The organism is Clostridium sp. AF37-5, from assembly GCF_003477605.1.
Classification (GTDB): domain Bacteria; phylum Bacillota; class Clostridia; order Lachnospirales; family Lachnospiraceae; genus Eubacterium_F.
In genome coordinates this window covers 87,224-109,084 of the sequence record NZ_QUDR01000006.1, presented here as the reverse complement: position 1 = coordinate 109,084, position 21,861 = coordinate 87,224, and the positions used below count along the sequence as shown (strand labels likewise).

At 40.6% G+C, this 21,861-nt stretch carries 22 protein-coding genes and 1 tRNA gene; 6 read left to right on the top strand and 17 right to left on the bottom strand.

Going from position 1 to position 21,861, the window contains the following annotated elements; all coding sequences use genetic code 11:
• Positions 1-44: 44 nt before the first annotated feature.
• Positions 45-2,576, bottom strand: coding sequence for an Ig-like domain-containing protein (locus DW019_RS05850; protein ID WP_117478662.1), 2,532 nt, complete (start codon positions 2,574-2,576; stop codon positions 45-47).
• A 232-nt stretch (positions 2,577-2,808) separates the two neighbouring features.
• Here DW019_RS05850 and DW019_RS05845 point away from each other — a divergent pair, with 232 nt between their 5' ends.
• Genes DW019_RS05845 through sigH form a run of 3 tightly spaced genes read left to right on the top strand, consistent with a single transcriptional unit; the run spans position 2,809 to position 4,659 of the window.
• The gene (locus DW019_RS05845; protein ID WP_117478663.1) at positions 2,809-3,249 is read left to right on the top strand and encodes a ribonuclease III domain-containing protein; all 441 of its coding nucleotides are present in this window, start codon (positions 2,809-2,811) and stop codon (positions 3,247-3,249) included.
• A gap of 19 nt (positions 3,250-3,268) precedes the next feature.
• Positions 3,269-4,033: a 23S rRNA (guanosine(2251)-2'-O)-methyltransferase RlmB gene (gene rlmB / locus DW019_RS05840; protein ID WP_117478664.1), complete on the top strand. Its 765-nt coding sequence runs from the start codon at positions 3,269-3,271 to the stop codon at positions 4,031-4,033.
• Between the two features lie 14 nt (positions 4,034-4,047).
• Entirely contained in the window at positions 4,048-4,659 is a 612-nt protein-coding gene (gene sigH / locus DW019_RS05835; protein ID WP_117478665.1) for an RNA polymerase sporulation sigma factor SigH, read from the top strand.
• Between the two features lie 348 nt (positions 4,660-5,007).
• Here the strand turns inward: sigH and DW019_RS05830 are convergent.
• A tRNA-Thr gene (locus DW019_RS05830) sits at positions 5,008-5,080 on the bottom strand.
• 207 nt (positions 5,081-5,287) lie between these two features.
• Between DW019_RS05830 and DW019_RS05825 the strand changes: the two genes are divergently transcribed.
• Positions 5,288-5,626 carry a hypothetical protein gene (locus DW019_RS05825; protein WP_118442793.1) on the top strand — a complete coding sequence of 113 codons (339 nt, stop codon included), beginning with the start codon at positions 5,288-5,290 and terminating at the stop codon, positions 5,624-5,626.
• On the opposite strand, the gene DW019_RS05820 is transcribed toward DW019_RS05825, so the two are convergent.
• From DW019_RS05820 to DW019_RS05770, 11 genes are all read right to left on the bottom strand, one after another.
• Positions 5,613-6,683 (bottom strand): polysaccharide deacetylase family protein, encoded by a 1,071-nt coding sequence (locus DW019_RS05820; protein ID WP_118442792.1) that lies wholly within the window; start codon positions 6,681-6,683, stop codon positions 5,613-5,615. The two genes, DW019_RS05825 and DW019_RS05820, sit on opposite strands and share 14 nt — an antisense overlap.
• A 58-nt stretch (positions 6,684-6,741) precedes the next feature.
• Complete coding sequence (locus tag DW019_RS05815) at positions 6,742-7,743, bottom strand: ABC transporter ATP-binding protein (RefSeq protein ID WP_347474405.1); 1,002 nt, start codon at positions 7,741-7,743, stop codon at positions 6,742-6,744.
• Positions 7,733-8,413 (bottom strand): ABC transporter ATP-binding protein, encoded by a 681-nt coding sequence (locus DW019_RS05810; RefSeq protein ID WP_022376072.1) that lies wholly within the window; start codon positions 8,411-8,413, stop codon positions 7,733-7,735. Before DW019_RS05810 ends, DW019_RS05815 begins: the two co-directional genes overlap by 11 nt.
• A gap of 12 nt (positions 8,414-8,425) precedes the next feature.
• Positions 8,426-11,251 carry an FtsX-like permease family protein gene (locus DW019_RS05805; RefSeq protein ID WP_118442791.1) on the bottom strand — a complete coding sequence of 942 codons (2,826 nt, stop codon included), beginning with the start codon at positions 11,249-11,251 and terminating at the stop codon, positions 8,426-8,428.
• 19 nt (positions 11,252-11,270) lie between these two features.
• Positions 11,271-12,422, bottom strand: a complete 1,152-nt coding sequence (locus DW019_RS05800) for an efflux RND transporter periplasmic adaptor subunit (protein WP_118442790.1) — start codon at positions 12,420-12,422, stop codon at positions 11,271-11,273.
• Positions 12,409-13,536 carry an efflux RND transporter periplasmic adaptor subunit gene (locus DW019_RS05795; protein WP_118442789.1) on the bottom strand — a complete coding sequence of 376 codons (1,128 nt, stop codon included), beginning with the start codon at positions 13,534-13,536 and terminating at the stop codon, positions 12,409-12,411. Before DW019_RS05795 ends, DW019_RS05800 begins: the two co-directional genes overlap by 14 nt.
• 29 nt (positions 13,537-13,565) lie before the next feature.
• The gene (locus DW019_RS05790) at positions 13,566-14,594 is read right to left on the bottom strand and encodes a biotin/lipoyl-binding protein (RefSeq protein WP_117478671.1); all 1,029 of its coding nucleotides are present in this window, start codon (positions 14,592-14,594) and stop codon (positions 13,566-13,568) included.
• Positions 14,595-14,599: 5 nt separating this feature from the next.
• Complete coding sequence (locus tag DW019_RS05785; RefSeq protein WP_117478672.1) at positions 14,600-15,850, bottom strand: AI-2E family transporter; 1,251 nt, start codon at positions 15,848-15,850, stop codon at positions 14,600-14,602.
• A 161-nt stretch (positions 15,851-16,011) separates the two neighbouring features.
• Entirely contained in the window at positions 16,012-16,365 is a 354-nt protein-coding gene (locus DW019_RS05780; protein WP_022376078.1) for a SpoVA/SpoVAEb family sporulation membrane protein, read from the bottom strand.
• Positions 16,353-17,429, bottom strand: coding sequence for a stage V sporulation protein AD (locus DW019_RS05775; protein WP_118442787.1), 1,077 nt, complete (start codon positions 17,427-17,429; stop codon positions 16,353-16,355). The genes DW019_RS05780 and DW019_RS05775 overlap by 13 nt, the downstream gene beginning before the upstream one ends.
• Before the next feature lie 70 nt (positions 17,430-17,499).
• Entirely contained in the window at positions 17,500-17,712 is a 213-nt protein-coding gene (locus DW019_RS05770) for a helix-turn-helix transcriptional regulator (protein ID WP_022376080.1), read from the bottom strand.
• Between the two features lie 277 nt (positions 17,713-17,989).
• Here DW019_RS05770 and DW019_RS15630 point away from each other — a divergent pair, with 277 nt between their 5' ends.
• Positions 17,990-18,124 carry a hypothetical protein gene (locus DW019_RS15630; RefSeq protein ID WP_022376081.1) on the top strand — a complete coding sequence of 45 codons (135 nt, stop codon included), beginning with the start codon at positions 17,990-17,992 and terminating at the stop codon, positions 18,122-18,124.
• 45 nt (positions 18,125-18,169) lie between these two features.
• Here the strand turns inward: DW019_RS15630 and DW019_RS05765 are convergent, their stop codons facing one another.
• Positions 18,170-18,493, bottom strand: coding sequence for a helix-turn-helix domain-containing protein (locus DW019_RS05765; RefSeq protein ID WP_022376082.1), 324 nt, complete (start codon positions 18,491-18,493; stop codon positions 18,170-18,172).
• 225 nt (positions 18,494-18,718) lie between these two features.
• On the opposite strand from DW019_RS05765, the gene DW019_RS05760 reads away from it, so the two are divergent.
• Positions 18,719-19,294 (top strand): accessory gene regulator B family protein, encoded by a 576-nt coding sequence (locus tag DW019_RS05760; RefSeq protein WP_022376083.1) that lies wholly within the window; start codon positions 18,719-18,721, stop codon positions 19,292-19,294.
• A gap of 156 nt (positions 19,295-19,450) precedes the next feature.
• Here DW019_RS05760 and DW019_RS05755 read toward each other — a convergent pair whose 3' ends face one another.
• Genes DW019_RS05755 through DW019_RS05745 form a run of 3 tightly spaced genes read right to left on the bottom strand, consistent with a single transcriptional unit; the run spans position 19,451 to position 21,779 of the window.
• On the bottom strand, positions 19,451-20,704 hold the full coding sequence (locus DW019_RS05755; protein ID WP_118442785.1) for a GHKL domain-containing protein: 1,254 nt from the start codon (positions 20,702-20,704) through the stop codon (positions 19,451-19,453).
• Positions 20,701-21,444: a response regulator gene (locus DW019_RS05750; protein ID WP_117478677.1), complete on the bottom strand. Its 744-nt coding sequence runs from the start codon at positions 21,442-21,444 to the stop codon at positions 20,701-20,703. The genes DW019_RS05755 and DW019_RS05750 overlap by 4 nt, the downstream gene beginning before the upstream one ends.
• Before the next feature lie 11 nt (positions 21,445-21,455).
• Positions 21,456-21,779: a helix-turn-helix transcriptional regulator gene (locus DW019_RS05745; protein ID WP_022376086.1), complete on the bottom strand. Its 324-nt coding sequence runs from the start codon at positions 21,777-21,779 to the stop codon at positions 21,456-21,458.
• Positions 21,780-21,861: the final 82 nt, after the last annotated feature.

Here is a 21,861-nt window from a genome sequence, read left to right as displayed (position 1 = left end):
AAGCATGTTTCCCGCTTTCGCAGGAAACAGCTTTTACAACATGATTATTTATATTCCGGATATTTTTCCGGGTTTGCTTTGATTTCTTTATCAGTAGGATTTGTATTTTCTTTCCAATCTTTACTGAATACCAAAGACTTCAATTCATATACATGTTCTGGTTTGTTAGCATCAAACTTGTTAGCTTTCAATACAACATAACGAACATTCGTAAGATTTCCTTTCGGTGTTGTACCATCCACTTTAACATTCTTTGAATCAACGCCATCAATCCAGTTGCACCACCAGTTTTCTTCTACACCGGCTTCACCATAACTTGTTCCCTCATAAGAACGAATTGCATGAGATCCTTCGAAGAATGGATAAGTAGCGAACTGTACCTGTTTGGTCCAGTATTTATCCTGCTGGAAATCTGCTGTATCCGGATACAATTCAATCGACATCTGCTCTGTTGCTTTACCACTTAATGCAACACCTTTGTAGTTTGACAAATCATATGTCTTGCCAAGATCCAGTACATACATATCTTTGTTTGCCTGAGTAAACGCAAGACTTAATACTCCACCAGCCTGTTTAGCACCATCTACTGTAGAATATACTTTTGTTGTCTTATCATCGTCAGCTTTCTTAGGCATAATCTTCAATGTAGAAAGATCAATTGTAAGATCAGACGCTGCAGCAGTTCCTTCAACAACTTCTACATCAAAGGATGTCTTAACACTAGGATTCTTTGTTACAGCTGCCGTCAAAGTAACCTTACCGGTGCCAACTGCTTCCAGTACAGGATCCGTTTTGGAAGAATCAACTTTCAAAACTTTTTCATCACTGGATGTCCATGTCAACTGAGTCTGAGTTGTATTATCCGGTGTATAAGCAAAGTTATCAGCAGACATACTCAATTTCATGCCCTTAACCATCTTAGTTGGAGCATTTTCAATTTTAACTGCTGTACAAGGTGTCTCACCTTCCAATACAGATACATTATCAATATAAAGTGTCAAACTTGCGTTAGTGCTTGGATATCTTCCTGTATAAGTACTTCCAAGTACCAAAGAAACATTCTTTTGGTTCAAAAGACCGGTCTCTGTGATATTACCTTTAGTCAGGTTCATCTTATTTGGATGCCATCCTGCTTTGTATTTATCACTTTCGCTCTCTTTGAAACCAATGGTACGGTTTTCATTCTTCTTCTCTTTTGCCCAGTCATCATACATCATTGGGAGAGAGTGGTTATTGTATACCATACCCTCGAACTCATCGCCCTTATTTGGAACGGTGTAGTTCTCATCCTTACCGGATGCATGAGAAGAATCAGCGGAGAATTTAATCAGTTCTTCAGAGATTCCCTTCTTCTCAGCGTCTGCTTTCTTAAGAGAAGTTGCAAAGTAATACTCCGGTGTAATTTTACCATATTTTGCAAAGTAAGCATATGCTGTCTTGTACTTCACATCACCAGTGTTGCTTGCTACCACGCGGGACTCGAACTTAATACCGGAATACTCATCGAGTTTTTTCTGCAGTTTCAAGTTGAAGATAGGTGCATAATCGTATGCCTGTGTATCACCGGTATACTCAATCTTTAAGCACTTGTTCTTAGGATTTTCAGGGTCAGTTGCAACTGTCATTTTACCAACGTTGCTGTTCACATACTCTTTACCCTTAGTAGCTTTACCAGCTGTTCCCTGCTCTTCATCGCTCTCCCAGTTATATCCTACCGGATAACTCTCGAAGTCTTCTACAACGGTCTGAGTTCTTGTGTCTGCCGGCTCATAGTTTGGAGTCGGAGTAGCTGTTGCAGGTTTTGCATTAATTTTAACATTAATCGTAACCTTCTTATTTGTACCGTCTTTGGTGTATCCGTAAATCTTTGTAGTACCAGCTTTAACCGGAGTAACTACACCGTATGGAGATACATAAACAACCTTAGAATTCTTTGCTTTCCATTTCATTCCTTTATAACCAACTTTTGTTGGGGAATATTTTACATAAAGCTGTGCTGTCTGCTGATTTGTAGTAGCAGCTGCTTTATCATCGTACTTAACTGTCATAGTAAGTACACTCTTCTTGGTAGAAACGAATTTTGTCGTTTTCTTCGTTTTCTTTGTACGCTTTGTTGCGTCAGCCTCTTTTGTGTTTGTTACACTTGTTGTAACAACAAACTTGCTAGGCTTAACGGATTTGATTGGTGTACCAATCTTAATTCTCAACGTAGCTTTCTTTTTCTTATTTGCTTTGGAAGCAATTGTAATCTTAGCAGTTTTGTTTTTCTTACCTACTGCCTTGACATAAACTTTTCCTTTAGATTTAACAATCTTAGCAACTTTTGGATTACTTGATTTGTATGTAACCTTTTTGCTAATCTTGCCGGATTTTGTAACTTTTACTTTAATCTGTTTTTTCTGGCCTTTTTTCAAAACCAGTTTACCGCCGTTTACAACGGGGCTTTTCACTTTGACAGACTTGATTTTTGCTTTTGCATCAGCTGTCGTTCCTGTGATTGACAAAGATGTCACAACCATAGCCAGGGAAAGCACGCCGGCCAATGTCTTTGTGACAATTTTGGATGTCTTGCTCATGATTATCCTCCTTTAATATATTTAGCATGTACAGACACTCGTACACATTGAATGTAGTCTCATTGTACCATCCTTTATGGGAAAATGCAACCAAAATAAATAAAAAATACCCACTTTTTTGGATAAGTTGCACATTATTTTTTCTCATTTCTTGACAAGAACTAGGAAACTGTTACAATGGGGACAGATACAAGCGGTCACACGCATTTTGACCGGTATGAGAGGAGAACGAATGGAACAAGCACATCATTTATTAGACCTGATACACTCGTATTTTCCACATGAGTCTGCCGATATCCGGACGATATCACCACTGAAACTGGCTTATCTGGGAGATGCTGTCTACGAAATCATTATCCGCACATTAATCATGGAACGAACAGGTGGTCCTGTGAAAAATCTGCACAAAAGAACGAGTGAGTTTGTCAATGCCGGCTCACAGGCAAAATTGATTTTGTGTCTGCAGGACGATTTATCTGAGGAAGAAATCCGCATTTACCGTCACGGGCGCAACGCGAAAACGTCTTCTGTGGCAAAGCACGCAGACATTCATGATTACCGCAACGCTACCGGTTTAGAAGCTTTGTTTGGCTATCTTTATCTGAGTGGCAGATTAGAGCGCGCCATTGAATTATGCAAAATCGGTTTCGAACGGCTGGATATTTTATTATAGAAAGAAGAGGATTTTAATCATGAAAGAAGAATATAGAGAAGAAAATACAACAAGTTCACGAATCGAGGGCCGTCACAGTGTCCTTGAGGCTTTGCGCGCAGGCAGCCTGATTGAGCGTCTTTTTGTACAGAAAGGCTGTCAGGACGGTCCGGTTCTTACTATTTTAAGAGAGGCAAAGAAGGCAGATGTCATGGTGGACTTTGTCCCAAAAGAACGTTTGGATTTTATGAGCGAGACAAAAAATCACCAGGGCGTGGTTGCCGTTTTGTCCGCTTTTGCTTATTCCACGATTGATGATATGTTTGCACTCGCAGAGAAAAAAGGTGAGACACCGTTCTTTTTTATACTGGATGGTATTGAAGACCCGCACAATCTGGGTGCCATCATCCGTACCGCAAACCTTGCCGGTGCCCACGGCGTGATTCTTCCAAAGCGACGTGCTGCTGGATTGACTGCTACGGTAGTCAAAGCGTCTGCCGGTGCCATTCATTACACACCGGTTGCTAAAGTTACTAATATTGTGTCCACGATTGAACAGTTAAAAGAAAAGGGAATGTGGTTTGTCTGCGCTGATATGGATGGCGAGCTGATGTACCGCCAGAATCTCACCGGACCAATTGGCCTTGTAATCGGCAACGAAGGAAAAGGCGTCAGCCGCTTAGTAAAAGAACACTGCGATTTCATTTCATCCATTCCGATGAAGGGCGATATCGACTCACTTAACGCATCTGTAGCCGCCGGCGTTCTTGCTTACGAAATTGTACGTCAGCGTATGAACCACTAATTGAGGAGGATTTTATGTTTGATTATCACGCAGCAAACGATGAAACAATCATCGCCCGCTCCCACGACGGCGATGATGCTGCCACAGATTTTTTACTAGAAAAGTACAAGCCCCTTGTCAAGAAGAAGGCTCGTACTCTTTTTCTGATTGGCGGCGACAATGATGACCTAATTCAGGAGGGAATGATTGCCCTCTATAAAGCCATCCGCGCTTTTAGGGCAGACCGCGAAAGTTCTTTCGTGCACTATGCCTCTCTTTGCATTGATAATCAGTTATACAACGTAATCAAAGGTGCAAACCGGCTCAAAAATTCACCGCTCAACACCTATGTTTCCCTCTACTCACCGCTCAACTCCGATACGGAAAACAATTCCCGCGAGACACTTGCTGATACGCTCCAGCCTTCCGAACTTATAAATCCGGAAGACATCGTAATCGACAAGGAAAATGTAACGGACATCGAGAGCCACATCGAAAAGCACCTGAGCAAGTTTGAAAAAGAAGTAGTAACTCTCTACCTTGACGGCAACGATTACCAGCAGATTGCCGTAGTCCTTGGGAAGTCTCCAAAATCCATCGATAACGCTTTGCAAAGAATCCGGGGGAAGCTGTTGAAGATTCGATAAGAAGATGAGAAGCTGGCTCGTTGGTTTTTGGCGGTTGCTTGCGCCGGTTGCTTTTAGTGGCTATTTTTAGGGGTTGGGGCAGCATACAAGCAACTCTTTTACTCATAATTTGTCAATATGGTTGCATTTTCCGGTCGATTTACCCCATTCTTACGATAAAACGCAGTGAAAAGACAACTCTTTTTCCTATTTTCATGCATTTTGGTTGTTTTCATATCAAATAATTTTTTCAGCATGCAACGCTTTTATGATATAAAGCCCATTTAGGTTGCTTTTGATACGCCAAAGGCTTTATGGCAAAAAAAATAAGACCTACCGGTCTTACACAAAACTTTTGAATCCTATAAAAGCTGTTAACGGGACTCGAACCCGTGACCTCCGCCTTACCAAGGCGACGCTCTACCACCTGAGCTATAACAGCACCGTGGTCATAAAAGACCTTACGAGTTGATATTCTACCAAAAGAATTGATTTGTGTCAACTATTTTTTTGCTCTCATAACCTTCTTTTAAACATCTGGACTGATAAAATAAAACACCAACACTCACTTGCCCCTAGCATTTTCCCACCATTTGAATTAAAATAAACCTAACAAAACCATCACAAAAACACTCAGGAGGATGCTGCTATGAAGAAACGCTTACAGTTTTATCTGAACTACTACGAAACATTAACATCAAAGAAATCCCTGACCACCGCAGAGGCCGCCAGGGAACAAGAGCAATTGCTCATTCAAATTCAATTTTTTCAGCACGAACGCCTGATTCACTTAATCGTGACGGCACTTTTTGCACTACTCACGATACTAAGTTTATTCGCCAGTCTGCTTCTTCCAAAGCAGCCGGTACTGCTTGCACTGGATGTATTATTCCTTGTGCTTTTAATTCCATACATCTTTCATTACTACCGCTTAGAAAACGGCGTACAGAAGTTGTACGAATATTACGACAAACTTAATTGCCGGTGAAACCGCCATATGCTTTTCCGTTGTGCATAACAGCACCTTTTCGCTTGGCAAGCTCAGAAACCGTCAAGATGTCATAATCATTTTTTACAAGCCACGGAAGAACCTTCTTCAGCGCCTCCACGGTAGTCGGGTGAATATCATGCATCAGAATAATGCCTCCATCTTTGACATTTTTCTTGATTTCCTTCATGATAGCTTTTGTATTTTTTGATTTCCAATCCAACGTGTCGGTATTCCACAGTACCATCGGATGTTTCAATTTTTTACGCATTTTCTCACTGATGGCACCATATGGTGGACGCAGCAGTGTAATGTCGTAACCAACCATTTTTTTTACTAAGTCAGCAGTCTTGTCATACTGCATGTTCACTTTTTCCATACTCAGTTTTGCTAAATTGGCATGATCCCACGTATGGTTTCCAATTTCACATCCCTGTGCCACTTCCTGTTTCAAAACTTCTGCGCCTTCCTTTACACGGGATCCTACCACAAAAAAGGTCGCATGTGCCTGATACTGTTTTAATAAAGCAAGCACTTTTGGTGTATTCACTGTGCTTGGACCATCGTCAAACGATAAGGCAACCGCTTTCGAGCGAATCTTTGGCACAGGTGTCGGAATGGTCTGCGGCGCAAGTGTCGGAACCGCGGCAATTTCATTTGCAACCCCATCCGGCGCATAGGTTGCCTGTCCCTTTTCAGGAACTTTTGTCTGCTGTGACGCAGCACTTGCACTATTCGCTGCCGCCGTCACTGCTGCCGTTGCCTGTGCCGTCTGTGTTACCGTAACACCGCTTCCACTCGCCACAGCCTGCCCTTTTGGCTGTTCATCATCAGAGAACTCAGCCTGAACCAAGCAGACGGCACCCACTGCAATCAGCACAATTACTGCAATGAGACAGACAATCCATCGTCCTGACACTGCCTGTCCCATACTGCTTCGATATTTACTTCTGCTTGAATATGAACTGTTTCCTATATAGTTATCAGAGCCTTTAGAAAAACGGCTGCGCCTTCTTCTTCGTCTCTCGCGATTATTATAACCTTTCATATAATTCATCTTTACACCTCATTCCGAGAGCAATTCCCTGCTCCCATTACGTAGCCCTAGTATAACACTAATCTTTCGGCTTTTCAATGACGATTTTCCCTCCAATAAATTCCAGTTTTACTTTATTTCCATCCATTCCCATTTGTTCCAGCAACTCACTTGGAATCTGCACACGTCCGGCGCGGTCAAGAACCGCAAACTCTTCCTGCGTCTCTTCTTCCTGCCAGTCAATGTCCAAATGTTCCATGCGCTCGCGGTAATCATTTTTCATAATACGCTCGCTGCTCGTTTTCCCATCGCGGATAGAAACAACACGATTTACCTTTTTTGCCAACTCTTTATCATGCGTTACAATGACAATCGTAAGTCCGAGTTTCTCATTTAACTTGCGGAACATTTCCAAAATGTCATCCGCAGTCTTTCGGTCAACGGCACCGGTTGGCTCATCCGCCAGTAACAGTTTCGGATTATTGGCAAGCGCAATTGCAATCGCAACTCTTTGCTGCTCACCACCGGAAAGCTGGCTTAATTTACTGTCCTTTCTGTGTCCAAGACCTACCAGTTCCAGAAGTTCCAGTGCCCTTTTCTTTTTTTCCTCCTCAGAAACTGCCTTTTCTTTTTCTTCCACAAAAAGCATCGGTGTCATTACATTTTCCCACGCAGTCAAATAAGGAAGAAGATTTCTCGCATTGTTCTGCCACACAAAACCAACGGTACTTCTCTTATATTTAACCAGTTCGTTTTCCGTCATTTGAAAAAGATTTTTGCCATCCACATACAGTTTACCCGCTGAAGGCCGATCTAATCCACCAATCATATTTAAAAACGTGGACTTACCGCTTCCGCTGTTTCCAATAATTGCCATAAGTTCTCCACGCTTCACGGTCAAATCCAACCCTTGAAGCGCCAGCACTTCAATATCTTTGGTCTTGTAAATTTTAACCAGACTGTCACACTCAATCATCACATCGTCCGGCACATCCATCGTCTGTTCCGGATTTTCCATTGTAGATTCAGGACTTTTTATTTGTTTTACTTTGCTAATTTTTTCTTTTAATTTAATCTTCATCGGCAATCTCTCCATCCTCAATATGATAGATGCAGTCGGCAATCTCCATCAATCCGGTATCATGCGTCGTCATTACTATGGTTACTCCCTGTTTTTCAATCAGTTCCTTAAAAATCTTCATCACCTGAAGCCCTGTGTTACTGTCAAGCTCCGCCGTCGGCTCATCGGCAAAAATAATCTTTGGCTTGTGTGCAATCGCACGTGCAATCGCCACTCGCTGCTGCTCACCACCGGAAAGTTCCTGTGGCATATGATGCATACGGCTTCCGAGACCAACTAATTTCAGACATTCTTCCGTCCGCTTTCTCCTGTCCCCTTTGTATCCGGCGAGTCTGAGAACAAACTCAACATTTTCGTAGGCGGTCATCATCGGAATCAGTGCCACCGACTGAAAAACAAATCCAATCTGCGTTTTCCGCATCTGCTCCCTGTCATGTTCCGGCAAATCTTGAATCGGTTTTCCTTCAAATAAAATTTCGCCGCTTTTCGGATAATCGAGTGCACTTAAAAGATTCATCAGTGTCGTTTTACCGGAGCCGGAACGTCCTCGGAGCATCGTAAGTTTCCCGGTCGGAATCTGAATGTTAATGTTTTTCAAAACCACTAACTCCTTGCCACCGGCAATCGGAAAGCTTTGAATCACATCTTTGGTTTCTATCATATTTTCCATTCTGACACCTCCCTAGTCTTCACCAAGCTTCAACGCCTGGGAAATATTAATCTTACTAATCAGCTTACCAAGAACTACCATGCAGATTACAATTACGATGCCGATGACACTAAAGAGGCGAACCATGTCAAGTGCCTTAAACACCACTTCTAACGGCACCGTCTGGTCGGTCGAGGCATAGAAAATCTGCACCAGTGGCACAAACAAAATGGATGACAGAACACCTAGTCCGGCACCAATCAGAATGGAAATTCCGGAACTGAAAATCTGTTCATTAATTAACATCTGAATAATCTCTTTTTTTGTCATGCCCATCGCACGGAACACACCAAAAAGCAATTCTCTCTGCCGGATTGACAAAATCCAGTAAATCAAAAATCCGGTACTGCACAAAATCAAGATAATGATAAAACTCATCGTCAAAATACCATTGGTTCCTTGGAACAGTGCATCGTTTTTAACGTCTACCAGTTTGGATGCCACATCATCAAACACCGTATATTCGATGCCGTTTTTCTTCGCATAATCGTAAATAAATTTCGAAGAACCGTTGGTCTGAATCCACACCTGATACGGCTTCACGCCAAGCGTCTGCTGAACCGGTGCCAGATTGGCAACAATCAGATAATGGTCTGTCGTCACAAGCGTATCCTGCTGATTTAGTTCATGCGTCTGCTTCACATAACTTGGGAAATAGTCAAAGAACCCATACACAACTCCTGTCATTTCTTTTTTATCTTTTGTCGCATAGGTCACTTTATCCCCCAGCTTGACACCCATTTTTTTCTGAAAATTCATGCTCAGAAGAATGGCATCCGGATTACCCGCCATCGCATTCAAATAATTGTTCAAATGCGTCGGCAAAAGTGTCGAATCAAAATCACTTACCGTCAATCCAAAATTTTTCGTGTCAATTGCCATCAACGAAGTTTCTGTTTCATTGTCACTCATTTTTTTGCCAAGTGATGTAGAAATCTCATCCTCACAGTAAACTTTCGTTGCATGTTTTACACCTTTCATGCTCTCATAGGTCGAAAAATCCGGCTCCGTATAGGATACTTCCTTATCCGGATTATCCGCAAGGAACGCCTCATTACTCTCCCATTGCTCTTTGAGAACAAGTGTTGCTCCCGTTTCATACCGGATATTACTCTCCGAATTGGAAAGAATCGTCCGCGCCACCGTTGCGTTAAAAATACCAAGTGCAACCGTCAGCATCAAAAAGACCATCATAAAGCTCTGTTTTCCCTTTGTTCTCAAAATCTGTAAAAACGAAGCGAAAAATGCCGGTTTCCAGCGTTTTTTCCCAATCAGATAAACAAGTTTAATCAAAAGCGGCTGGATGCGCAGCGCTACCAGACTGGCACTGATGATAAACAGCGAAGAACAAATAAACAAAAACGGGTCTAACGATTCTCCTTCTAGCATCTGCGTCATAAGACTTTCCTTCTGCTCTGTAAAATTATACAAGCCATACAGAGAAATCACGAGCAGTATCACATCCATATATACTCTCTGGAAAATGTTTTTATGCTTTTTGTTTTTGTTTCTTTTTACATTAACAATCGTAACGTTGGCGTCGCGGAAGACCGGTAACACCATGAACGCAATGGATATAAGCATCGCACCAAGCATATACAAAAATACCGAAGTACCAAGCGTGATATGTAATGCTTTTCTTTGAATAAATTCCAAAAATCCATTCGTTGAGCCAAGTGCTTTACATAGGAAATAGCCAAGCGGCAGTCCCACAACAGCACTCATCGCTGACAAAATAACGGACTGCAAAAAATAAATCAGTATAATTTGTTTCTTACTCGAACCACGGCTTTTTAGCAGGGCAATTTCATTTTGTTCCAAATCTAACATCTGTCTGGAAATCATAAAAATGAAAGCCAGCAAAAGCGCCAGTACCGGGAACTGTAAAATAAGAAGTGTTGTGCGCACTTTCTTTGCAGATGTCTGGTATTCACGGAGAACCTCCAAGTAAGCCGGCTCATCAATTTTACAATTATATGCATCCGATGTTTCCTGCATCATATCTTCCGTTTCGCTTACGAACGAATCAATCTGCTCAGCAGCCAGTTCTTTGTAATCGAAAACCAACGACCATGTGGTGGTCATTACAAAAGACTGTTTCTTTAAGTTTATAAAATCACTTTCAAATACTTTTGGTGAAATAAACAAATCCATATAATAATCGGACGGAGATTGTACCCAGTAGGTATCATCTGCCTCTTTATTTGTAAACACACCAACAATTTTTACTCGGATGGCATTGCCCTTAGCATCCATAAAACGGTTGAGCTCAATGATGTCACCCACCATAATATCTAATTTGCTCATACATTTCTGGGAAACAATTGCTTCCAATGCACCATCTGCACCCACTTTATCCTGATACATTTTTCCGGACAACATCGTGCTGTGTTTCTCCAGTTCTGACAAACTGCTGATTTTAATTGTCTTTGTCATGTCATCTTTATTGCGGGTTCCTACATAGTGTCCTCTGGTTTTTGACGACTCGTTATATGTCACAAAATAGCTTTGCTCCACATCAAGGCGGTCTGCTGCACCGGCAGCCTCTTCCTTCATGCTCTGATATTCCTTTTCCTGTCCATCCTGCCCTTTCATGTTGGCCTCAAAAGAAATCACACCCGGGTTTTGATTCTCCTCTTGGATATACTCATCCAGTTTTGAGGACAATGTTTTCTGCAGTGCCGCTCCTTGATACATTGGATTGCTGCAAGCAATGGCAATCAACAAAATATTACCGATTAAAAGACTTACAACCATCCATTTTTTATGGAGAAGTTTCTGCTTGATAAAATGAATCATAACGACTTACCTCTCCTTTCTACTTTGATACAATCGCCAGCGTCTGGCCTTCTTCCAGACCTTGGTTTACCAAATACGTTTTTTCCTGTTTATAGTTACTAACAATATAGCGTTTATGTAATTTGCCGTTTTCTACAAGATAAACAAAATTCTTGATTTCCTCATTCTCCGTTTCCTCGTATACGGCATCCGCATCGACAAGTAAGGCATCCTCAATTTTCAAACTCACTCCTGTGATGTAAATGTTATATTTTGAAAATTGGTAGGATTCTCTATCTTTCTTAGAAAGACGAATTAACTGAGCACCGCCGCTTTCATTTTGCTGCTCACCGCCATTGTCATTTCCATCCTGCAAATCCTGCTGCAAATTATCGGTCGAAATCACTTTGCCTTTTAAGTGATACTTAATACTATCAAGTGTTGCTCCCAAACCAACATCTACCGTCATGTTATACCGCAGACCGGAAGCATCTTCTGCACTTAACAGAAAATCTTTTTTATCACGAATCAGCATAATATTTTCACCGGACGCCTCATCACCGATAGAATCCGTTATCTCTGCAACTGTTCCGCTGTACGGAGACGTAAGTGTGGCAGATTTCCGTTTTTGTACCAAATCGTTATATTCTTTCTCTTTTTTCTGAATGGATTTTCCCTGCTTCTGCAAATCTTTGTACTCACTTTTTAATTTGTTTAACTGTAGCAGTGCCAGTTTTTTTTCAGTTGCATCCGTGAGCGTTTTTATCGTTCTTTCCTGCTGCAGCACTTCGTTTCTCTTGCTCTTTAGGTTCACGTCATACTCAGACCTTGCCTGTTCCGTTTCCAGCTTTTTCTTTTTTAACTTTGTATCTGAAATCTTTACGTGATAAGTGGCAAGTTTTTGTCCCTTCACTACCTTCTGTCCGTTCTTTACCAAAATCTTATCCAGATAGGCATTGGAATCTTTAATCGTTACTGCTTTATCATTCTGATAAACCAAGCTGGCTGTCGCCGAAATTTTCTCTTCGTAGGTACCTTTTTTCACCTTCGTCGTTTTATAATGCTCTTCTTCCTTTTTGTTTGTATCTCCTTGATACAGCATTACTTTGGACTTCTGCTGCTCACCGCTTCCACAGGCGGTAAGCACCATACATAAACCAAGGAGAATTGCCAGTTTTTTAATCCTGCACATAGACAACATCTCCTTCCTTTAATCCTGACATAATCTGTGTATACGCATCGGTCTTTGTTCCCAGTGTCACTTTCACTTTCTTTTTCGCATCTCCATCCATACGGTATACATAATGCTCGCTTTTTGCTTTAAAAACCGCATTGCTCGGTACAACCAAAGCGTCTTCTGTGGCATTGTTGTAAAACTCCAGCGTCACTGAATCTCCAACCGAAACATTCGCATCTTTTTCATAATCAAAATAAGTACTTGTCGGGAGATTACCCATCTCCACATCCATCTGTGAAACGTCCTGTTCCTGTGCCGTTACTTTATATTTTTTTCCATTAATCACGGCCTGGTAGCCGCTTGCACGATCTAACACCGAAGAACCAATGTATTCGGTGCGAATCTGTGTTTTATCCATATCGGCAATTGTAATCACCGAAACACCGCCTGTCACAAAATCTCCGGGCGCCAGATTTTTCGCAATTACTTCTCCATTTACCGGGGAATACAACCGGTTCAATTTGCTTGTTTTTTTCGCATTTGCAATATCACTTTTTAATTCACCGATGTACTGTTTCTGCGTCTGTTTCTGCAATTTCAACCGTAGTCTTTCCGTTTTGATTTCTTCCTGTTTCTGCACAATCTGCTTACCAAGGTTGTTCTTATCTTTCGTATTTTTCGCTTGCTTTTTCTGTTTTTTCACCGCTTTTAATTCGATGTTTAACTGCTCGATTTTACTCTGAGAGGAAGCATTTGTCTCCGCATTTTCTGCAATCTGAGATTCTAACTCCTTCTGCAAATCTTTCACCGTCGATTCCGAACCGGTAAGTGTAGCCAAAAGCTGACCTTTCTTTACCTTATCGCCAATTTCTACTTTCACGGCACCAGCCTGTCCCGAATTTGCAAAATAAGCGCCAACCATATCCGGCACTACCTCGCCGGAATAGGAATTCACACTACTTAAATTCATTTTCTTTACTTTTGCCGTATCCACATCAACGCCAACCGGGTCTTTGAGTTTTGGCACGTTCGCTGTCGATTCCTGTCTGCCACAGGCAGAAAGTCCCATCAGCGATAAAATCAAAAGTCCCATCACCAATACACGATACTTTTGCACTTTACAATTCATGGTTTCCTCCCTTTTTGCAAAATACTCCATTAGTTTGTCAATATCTGCTCGTTTTCTTTTAATCCACCGGTAATTTCGATTTCATTCTGAATCTGTTCTCCGGTTGTAACTTCTCTCGTTTCCTTTACTCCCTCTTTTCCCTCTATGTAAACAACTTTTTTGCTTCCCATATCAAAAACAAGTGCTGACGGAACATAAAGAACATTTTTCTTTTCTTTCAAAACCAAATCTACTGTTCCTGTTACTGCATTTTTCAAAGCCAATTCCTGCTTCGGGACAAAATAAATCTGTTTCCCTTTTCCTTTTTTCACCGTGGTCTTGTACTGCTGTCCCATAACCGTGACGGTTGCCTCACTTCCCTGCGAAAAATGGGACGTATATTCGGTTTTACAGGAAAACCGGTTCTTCTTCGCCGCCCTTATCGTGACAAGTAGATTTTCCTGATTTGCATAACCGCCCTCAAGCGATTTTTCTACAAATGTCACCGTTCCGCTAATCGGCGCCTTCAAAGATGCTTCCCGTATCGTTTCTTCCAAACTTTGAATATCTAATTTTGCTAATTCTAAACTTGACCGGCAGCTCTTAATCTGCGCATCATACTGCGTCTTTACGTTTTCTTTTTCTTCTTTACTGCCACCTGTATGATTTAACTGCTCTAGTTCTCTCTGCCGCATCTGTTTTGCCTGACTAATCTGAAGGGTAAGCGTACTCACCTGACGTTTACTGGTCTTTAGCGACTCTTCTTCATCTTCCAGATATTCCTGTAAAAGGACATCACCTTTTTTTACGTGCTGCCCTTTGGAAACACACAATTTCTTAATGCGGATACCATCATCCGTACCATACACATCGGATTTTTTCGTACCTTCATACCGAACGGCAATCGATTCGCTTTGAATCATATCCCCCCTCGTAACAGTATATTTTCCTACATTTTCATCACTGTACTCTTTTACTAACGGTGCTGCGTCAAACTCTTCTTCTGTTGGCAGAATACCACATCCACACATCATACAAGCTGCTATCCCTATACATAACAAACGGCTGCCCCTTCTCATATCCTTCATCCTTTCTTATTTTCGTCCCCCGGCTCCCAGGCATCATCCCATGCCTTGCAGTAACATTCTGTCTCCGTCGGCAACTGCTTTTTCGCAAGCCGTCCGGCACAGAACCGTTTCACCATGCGGTAAATAACGGCAAACACCGGGACTGCACAAATCATACCTAAAACTCCAAACAAGGAGCCAAAGAATAAAATGGAAAATAAAATCCAAAAACTCTTTAAGCCAATGGAATCACCAAGAATTTTCGGTCCTAATACATTTCCATCAAACTGCATTAAAATGATAATTAAAATCAAGAACAAAACACCTTTGCTCGGACTTGCAATAAAAACCAGCACCGCACTCGGAATAATACCGATGTACTGGCCAAAAAACGGAATGATGTTTGTCACACCAATTAACACACTTATCAAAATGGTGTACGGAATTCCCGCAATGTTCATAATGATAAATGTCAATACACCAACAATCAGGGAATCAATAATTTTTCCGCTGATAAATTTTGCAAAAACACCATGCGTTTCGCTTAACACAGACAACACGCTTCCCGCTCTTTTTGCCGGCAGAACCGCAAAAATCAGTTTTTTCGCCTGAGCACAGAAGTTTTCTTTTCCTGCCATTAGATAAATGGAAACGATAAGCCCGATAAAAAAGTCAACCAAAACACTGGTTGCATCCATAACACCGTCGGTAATTGCCCCCAAAAACTTATCACTATTTGGAAGCAAATCATTTTGCAGCCAATCTAACAATTTATCAAATATATCTTTAGAGGCTTTCGTAAAATAATCCGCAAATTCCGGATTCGATTTAAAAATATGAGTACCCCAGTTCTTCACATTGTTATAATACTCCGGCATACTCTTTGCAAGCCCTGTGATACTGTCAATAATCTCCGGTATTACTAACATCATAATTCCAAACACAACAAATATCGCCAGAAGAAGCACAAAAAACACGGAACATCCCCTCGCAACATTTGATGCTTTTTTCTTTTTCCCCTTAAAAATTTTACTCCACAATGGAATAAATATATAACGGTCCGATTTATTCACAAGCGGACTGAGAAGATACGCAATCACAACGCCTATGTACACCGGCATCAATGCCGAATTAAGTGCGCCAAATATTTTCCCAAGCCCCGTCAAATTACTCGTTATTGCATAAACTACTAACGCTGCCACAATAACAAAAAATCCCGTGAGTCCGGCGTACCAATACTTTTCCAATTCCTTCCCCGGTCGTTTCAAACAAGCTCACCACTTTCTATAAACTCTTATTCACTATATGCCAAACCGACAAGGGGTATCAGCCAAACGACACGACACCCCTTTGCCCCTTTGGAAAACATTGTATCACAACCGCTTTTTCAAGTAAATGTACAAAACGATAAAAACGTGGATATTTTACATCATTTCATTTTTGATTTAAAAACAAGGCTTGCCAGATATCCCATAATTAATGCACCGGAAATACCGACCGCCGCACTTTCTAATCCCCCATAAAAAGTACCGATAAATCCCTGCTTGTCAACTGCCTCTTTAACGCCCTTAAACAATAGATGCCCAAATCCAATCAGCGGCACGGATGCGCCGGATTTTGCCCAGTCGGCAAATGGCTCATATAGTCCGAAGAAACTTAAAATAGCACCTGCACAGACAAGTCCTACCATAATTCGTCCCGGGAGCAGTTTCGTATTATCCATAATAACCTGCACAATCGCACAAATTGCACCGCCAATCAAAAACGCTGTTACATAGTCCATTCTCCCACCCCCTTTCCGGAGCCGGAAATTCCCTCCAGCATGACTGCGTGGGCAATGCCCGGTATCGAATTTCCCTCGTTAAAACTTACTGTAGATAGCAGCGCACCGGTCGGAACAAACAGTACCCTTTTCCACTCCTTCTTTTTCATTTTCTGAAGAATATATCCGCAAAGTGTTATCGCACTGCATCCGCACCCACTGCCGCCGGCATTGGTTCCCTGCTCTTTATTGTAATAAATTTCGGTACCGCAGTCGAAGTGCTGTTTTTCAATGTCGTAGCCATAGCCCCGCAGCATATCAATCAAAATTCTCTGTCCAATGGTTCCCAAATCGCCGGTCACAATACAGTCATAATAATCCGGTCCGATTCCCATATCTTTAAAGTTATGAAGAATGGCATCGCAGGCAGCCGGTGCCATACAGGCTCCCATATTCATGCTGTCTTTAATTCCATAATCGGTTATCGTTCCTGTTGTAATCCCCGTCACTTCCACATAACCGGTCTCTTTGCGTTTCCATTTTGCCCGTGAAGATGCTAAAACCACTGCGCCACTGCCCGTCACCGTCCACGTTGCAGAATACGGACGCTGGCTGCCATAGGCAAGCGGATAACGGAACTGTTTCTCTGCACTGGCAAAATGACTTGAGGTTAATGCGACCACATAATCGGCAAACTCTCCATCAATGAGCATTGCTCCAATCGCCAGAGACTCTCCCATCGTTGAACACGCACCATATACACCAAACATCGGGATATTGAAATTCATGATACCAAAAGAAGTAGCAATTAACTGTCCAAGCAAATCTCCTGCCACTAAATAACGGATTTCCTGCGGCTCTAGTCCCGCTTTTCTCAGTGCAATCCGGGTCGCCAGCTGCTGCATTTTGCTCTCCGCTTCCTCCCACGTTTTTCCGCCAAACAAAGGGTCTTCCTCAACCATGTCAAAGCACTTGCCAAAAGCACCGTTTCCTTCTTTTTCCCCGGCAACACTGCCCGCACCAATGATAATCGGCGGTCTGGAAAATAAAACGCTCCTTTTGCCTACCATTTTTTTCTCATTCATAACCATGTATCCTTTCCGCTTAACTTAGGATTTAGTATGGTTTATGGATTTGTTCTTTATACATTTGAGATTAAAATTCTGCGTGACCTTCTAAAAGATAATCATAAGAAGTTTCGAGTACACGAGTCAATTGCATTAACGTATCAACAGAAAAACCAAAGCCCTGCTTTTCAATTTGAAAAATAAATTTAGGCGAAATCCCTGACATATCCGCCAAATCACCTCTGCTAAGCCCCTTTTTCTTTCTTACCTCTTGGATTCTCAATCCAATTTCCTGATTCATTCTTTTTTCCTCCTTCTTTTCTTCACCAAAGCAAAGACATGCTATTTTATCATTCCCCAAAAAAGCCTATATTCTTTTTTCATAACGCATCCCTTTTATGGCATGAAAGCATTATTATTTTCCAATTTCATAGAAATCTATGCGTTTATTCTAAAAAATCTTGCACTTATGCATATTTGTCCATTTTAAAAAACTATCACCTTATACTGCTTTTGAAGTGGAACGGTGGGGAAGGCGCAGCGCTAAAGGAATCTATGCAGAAAGGAGATACTCATTCATGAAAAAGTTTAACAAATCTTTTTTGTACAAAATCAGCTCTTTATGTATCGCTCTTGGCGGTCTTATCTATGCACAGGGAATGTGCATGATGTTTTTTGGAGAGCCTGACTTCAAAGAAGTAAAAGAAGATTAAGAAAAAAGGCTGCAAGTCACTTTCGATTTGCAGCCTTTTTACAATTTACAAATCCCCCCTCTTCATGATTTCATATAACGAAGATAACATAAGATACACTTTTCCCAGTTGATTTGGTTCAAATTTTTCTATCAACTCTATAATTTCATTTTCATAAGGAAACTCCGTATGCCCTCTAAGCAGATAATCACAGGATGAATCCAGTGCTTTGGTCAGTTTTAACAATATGTCTACCGAGAAGCCTGTGTGCTGCCGTTCAATCTGGAAAATATATTTTTCCGATACTCCCGACATCATGGACAAGGTATCTCTTGTATATCCTTTGTCCAGTCTCACGTGTCGTATTCTCTCTCCAACCTCTTTGTCCATTGTAAATTCCTCCCTTTTCTTTATTTAGAGATGAAATATTTTATCATTTATAAACAATTAAATGTTTTTATTTTCATAACGTATTTATTTTCTTGCACAAAAGCAATTTTCTTATCCGTTTTCTACTATATGACGCTTTTATTCCGTGCAGTATTTACACTTACGCATATTTTTCCTCTTCCATTTTTTTCTTTTCTATACTGGCTTGCAAAAGGAGGGAACAACATGAGTGTCTATGATAAATCGCTGGAACAAATTCAAAGTTCCTATCAGTTTACAGACTTGGAAATGGCAAAAATGGACTACACATTAAAAGTGTTCGCCTATGAGTTATCAAAGCTCGTTTTCTTTTTCGTATTTTTCGCTGTCATCGGAAAATTTTCAGAATTTGCAGTTTGCTTGGTTGCTTTATTGCCGTTTCGCTGGATTTCCGGCGGTATTCATCTGAAACATTATTGGAGTTGTTTTATTTTCAGTTTTTGCTTTTTTGCTGTTATTTTGTTCATGGGTGAAATGTTTACACTTCCCCTGTATGCACAAATCAGTTTGTTTGTTTTAAGCAATTTACTTCTCTTTTTTATCGGACCTGTTCCCTCTGCCAAAAGAAAGGTAATGACAAAAAAACAGTATACAAATAAGCGTTTTTTGTCTTCTTTAATTCTTTTGGTTTACACCATTCTTTATTTTGCCCTGCAAAATGTGCCCCATCGCTCTGTCGTTTTTTGGAGCATCATTTTACAAATTATACAATTAATTTGTGCCAAGTTGACACGGAAAGGAGAGATATATGAAAAAGATTAACAAATCATTCTTGTACAAGTTTAGTTCCTTGTGCATCGCTCTGGGCGGTATAATTTTTTACCATGGTCCATGCTTAATGTTCTTTGGTGAACCTGAATTTAAAGAAAAATAAAAAAAAGGCTACAAATCATCTATTTGCGATTTGTAGCTTTTTTTCTAAATCACAATCCACAGTTCGAAACAATCACCCCCATCCCTTTGTCCATTCTGAACAATTAAATCACCCTTATTTTTATGAACCAGTATCTTGACATCATAGAGTCCGATTCCACGCCCTTCACCTTTTGTACTATATCCATACTCAAATAATTGCTCTAGTTCATCTTGGCTTTTCTTATAATAAGCATTTGCAATATAGATTGATACCTTTCCCGCATTTCCCTTTTGTTCTTGTATTTCAATCCACATCTTCTTTTGTCCATCAAATTCTTCCTCCGCTTCAATTGCATTATCAAGCAAAGTACCTAAAATCTGTACCCAGATAACATCAGAAACACCTCTATGCAGCATACTACACGAAAAAATCGTATGAACTTCAATCCCCTCTTCAATCGCTTCATTAATTTTCTCATATATTAATGCCACCACCGCTGGCTCTTCCAAAACAATTGCATCCGTTGGCAGTTCGTAATCCCATATTCTTCCTAGAAATTCCTTCTGCTTCGCAACTAATTCGTCGTAATTGTCATATAAGCGATACATCCCAAACGCTGTATCAAACTGATTCTTAACTTTATGCTGTCTCCTCCGAATTTGCGAAATAATCTCGGTAAAGCTTTCCAAATACTTTTTACGCAATTGATTTTCAATTTTATTTTTCTGTATTTTTGATATCAAAAACCACATAACCAAAATACAAACTGTAATGTAAAAATATTCCGCTACGACCAATTCTTTAAATGCTCGAAGCACAACAACTGGGGCAAAAATCATTAAACTCAAAAACGCAACAAAGAAATATGAGACATCCCAGCGCTCAAAAAGCCCCATAAGCCTATAAATTTTTAGTTTTGACAAGAGTGCGCTTACAACCACTAACAGCGTAGATGATATTGCCTCTAACCAGCCATCTGCCAAATCAAGAGGCACAAAATAATAAACTCCCTGAGACAGTAACAATTCAACAACACCAAGTATTATTAAGCCCATTACACACATAGCCAGTGTCTTTACAATTCCATCATGATAACACCAATAAATGTATGCATATAATAAAACATATCCAATCACAGAACATATCTGAGGCAGCCCAAAATACATAAAAGCTGCATAATATAACATATTTCCTAAGAAGTATACCCCTGCCTTTTTAGGCTCTATGTGATACTGTTCATCTCCCAGAGCTTTCACCACCAAAACAATCCCGACCCATTCCATCAATGTTATATAGATCCAAAGCCAGCTCATCATCTCATCCTTTGCAATTCTTCAATTTCATCTAAAAATTGTTTCTTCATTCTTGTTCCAATTTCTATGAGTTCGTCCCGTCCGCGCAGTTTCACATAGCGGTTCACGGGATCCACATACTCCAAATAGGCGTAGTTCACCGCAATTCCTTTGGTTGGAATCAAAAATTTCTGTGTTCTAATTTGTTTTAAAAAGTGATTTAGGGATAGATTTGGAATTTCTAACTCATCATCCGTCTTAATAATATATAACTTCTTATGTCTGCTAGAAAGCATAACAATATCCTTTTCATGCACAGCGTAAGAAACTTTATCTTTTCTAACAAAACAGACGGCATCCTCCAAAACTGTACTGTGCATTTTACGGAATGCCTGCATGACGACCTTACGGACACGACTTTCTTGAATTGGTTTTTCTATGTAATCATAACAATGTATCTTTCGTAAAAGTTCTGCCTCAAGTCCAATCAGACTTGTTACAAAAATAATATCCACACCAAAATATTCTTCCTGTTTCCTTACATACTCTGCAAACTTTATCCCTGAAAAATCATTTGCAACTTGTGGTTTTAATATAATATCTACAAAGAACAAATCAATATGATTTTCCATCATACATGCAAGAGCAGGTCCCACCTCAGAAAATGCATACGCCGTAATTGCATCATCACATGATTCCACAATACGCTTCAATGCAGTTCTTGTGGTTTCCATATCCTCCAAAATAAGTACCTTTTTTCGCATCACATATTCTCCTACAACATTTCTTCAACATAAGAAATAAGGCGGGCAAGAATAAGTTTTTTCTCCACACGACTTGCCGTAAGCCAAAGCTGCCGCAAATGATTGTCAAAATCAGGCTTATTACCTGTTAAAAGATAAGTGATATCAATCTCATATTTATCATACAACATCTGTGCTTTATCAGAAGTTAATAAAGAGCAGCCCGTCTCAATTTTACGATATGTATTCACATCCCAGTGCATTTCTTCTGCAAATTCTTTTTGAGTCATATGCATCGATAAACGGAATCCTTTCAACCTTTCACCAACAGCTTTCTTAGAAAAGCTCTCCTTCAAAAGAAAACACCACCTTTAACCTTCTTTTTCCTATATTTTATCAATGTGTTTTCTCTTTGTAACTGCACTTTATATTCCGCTT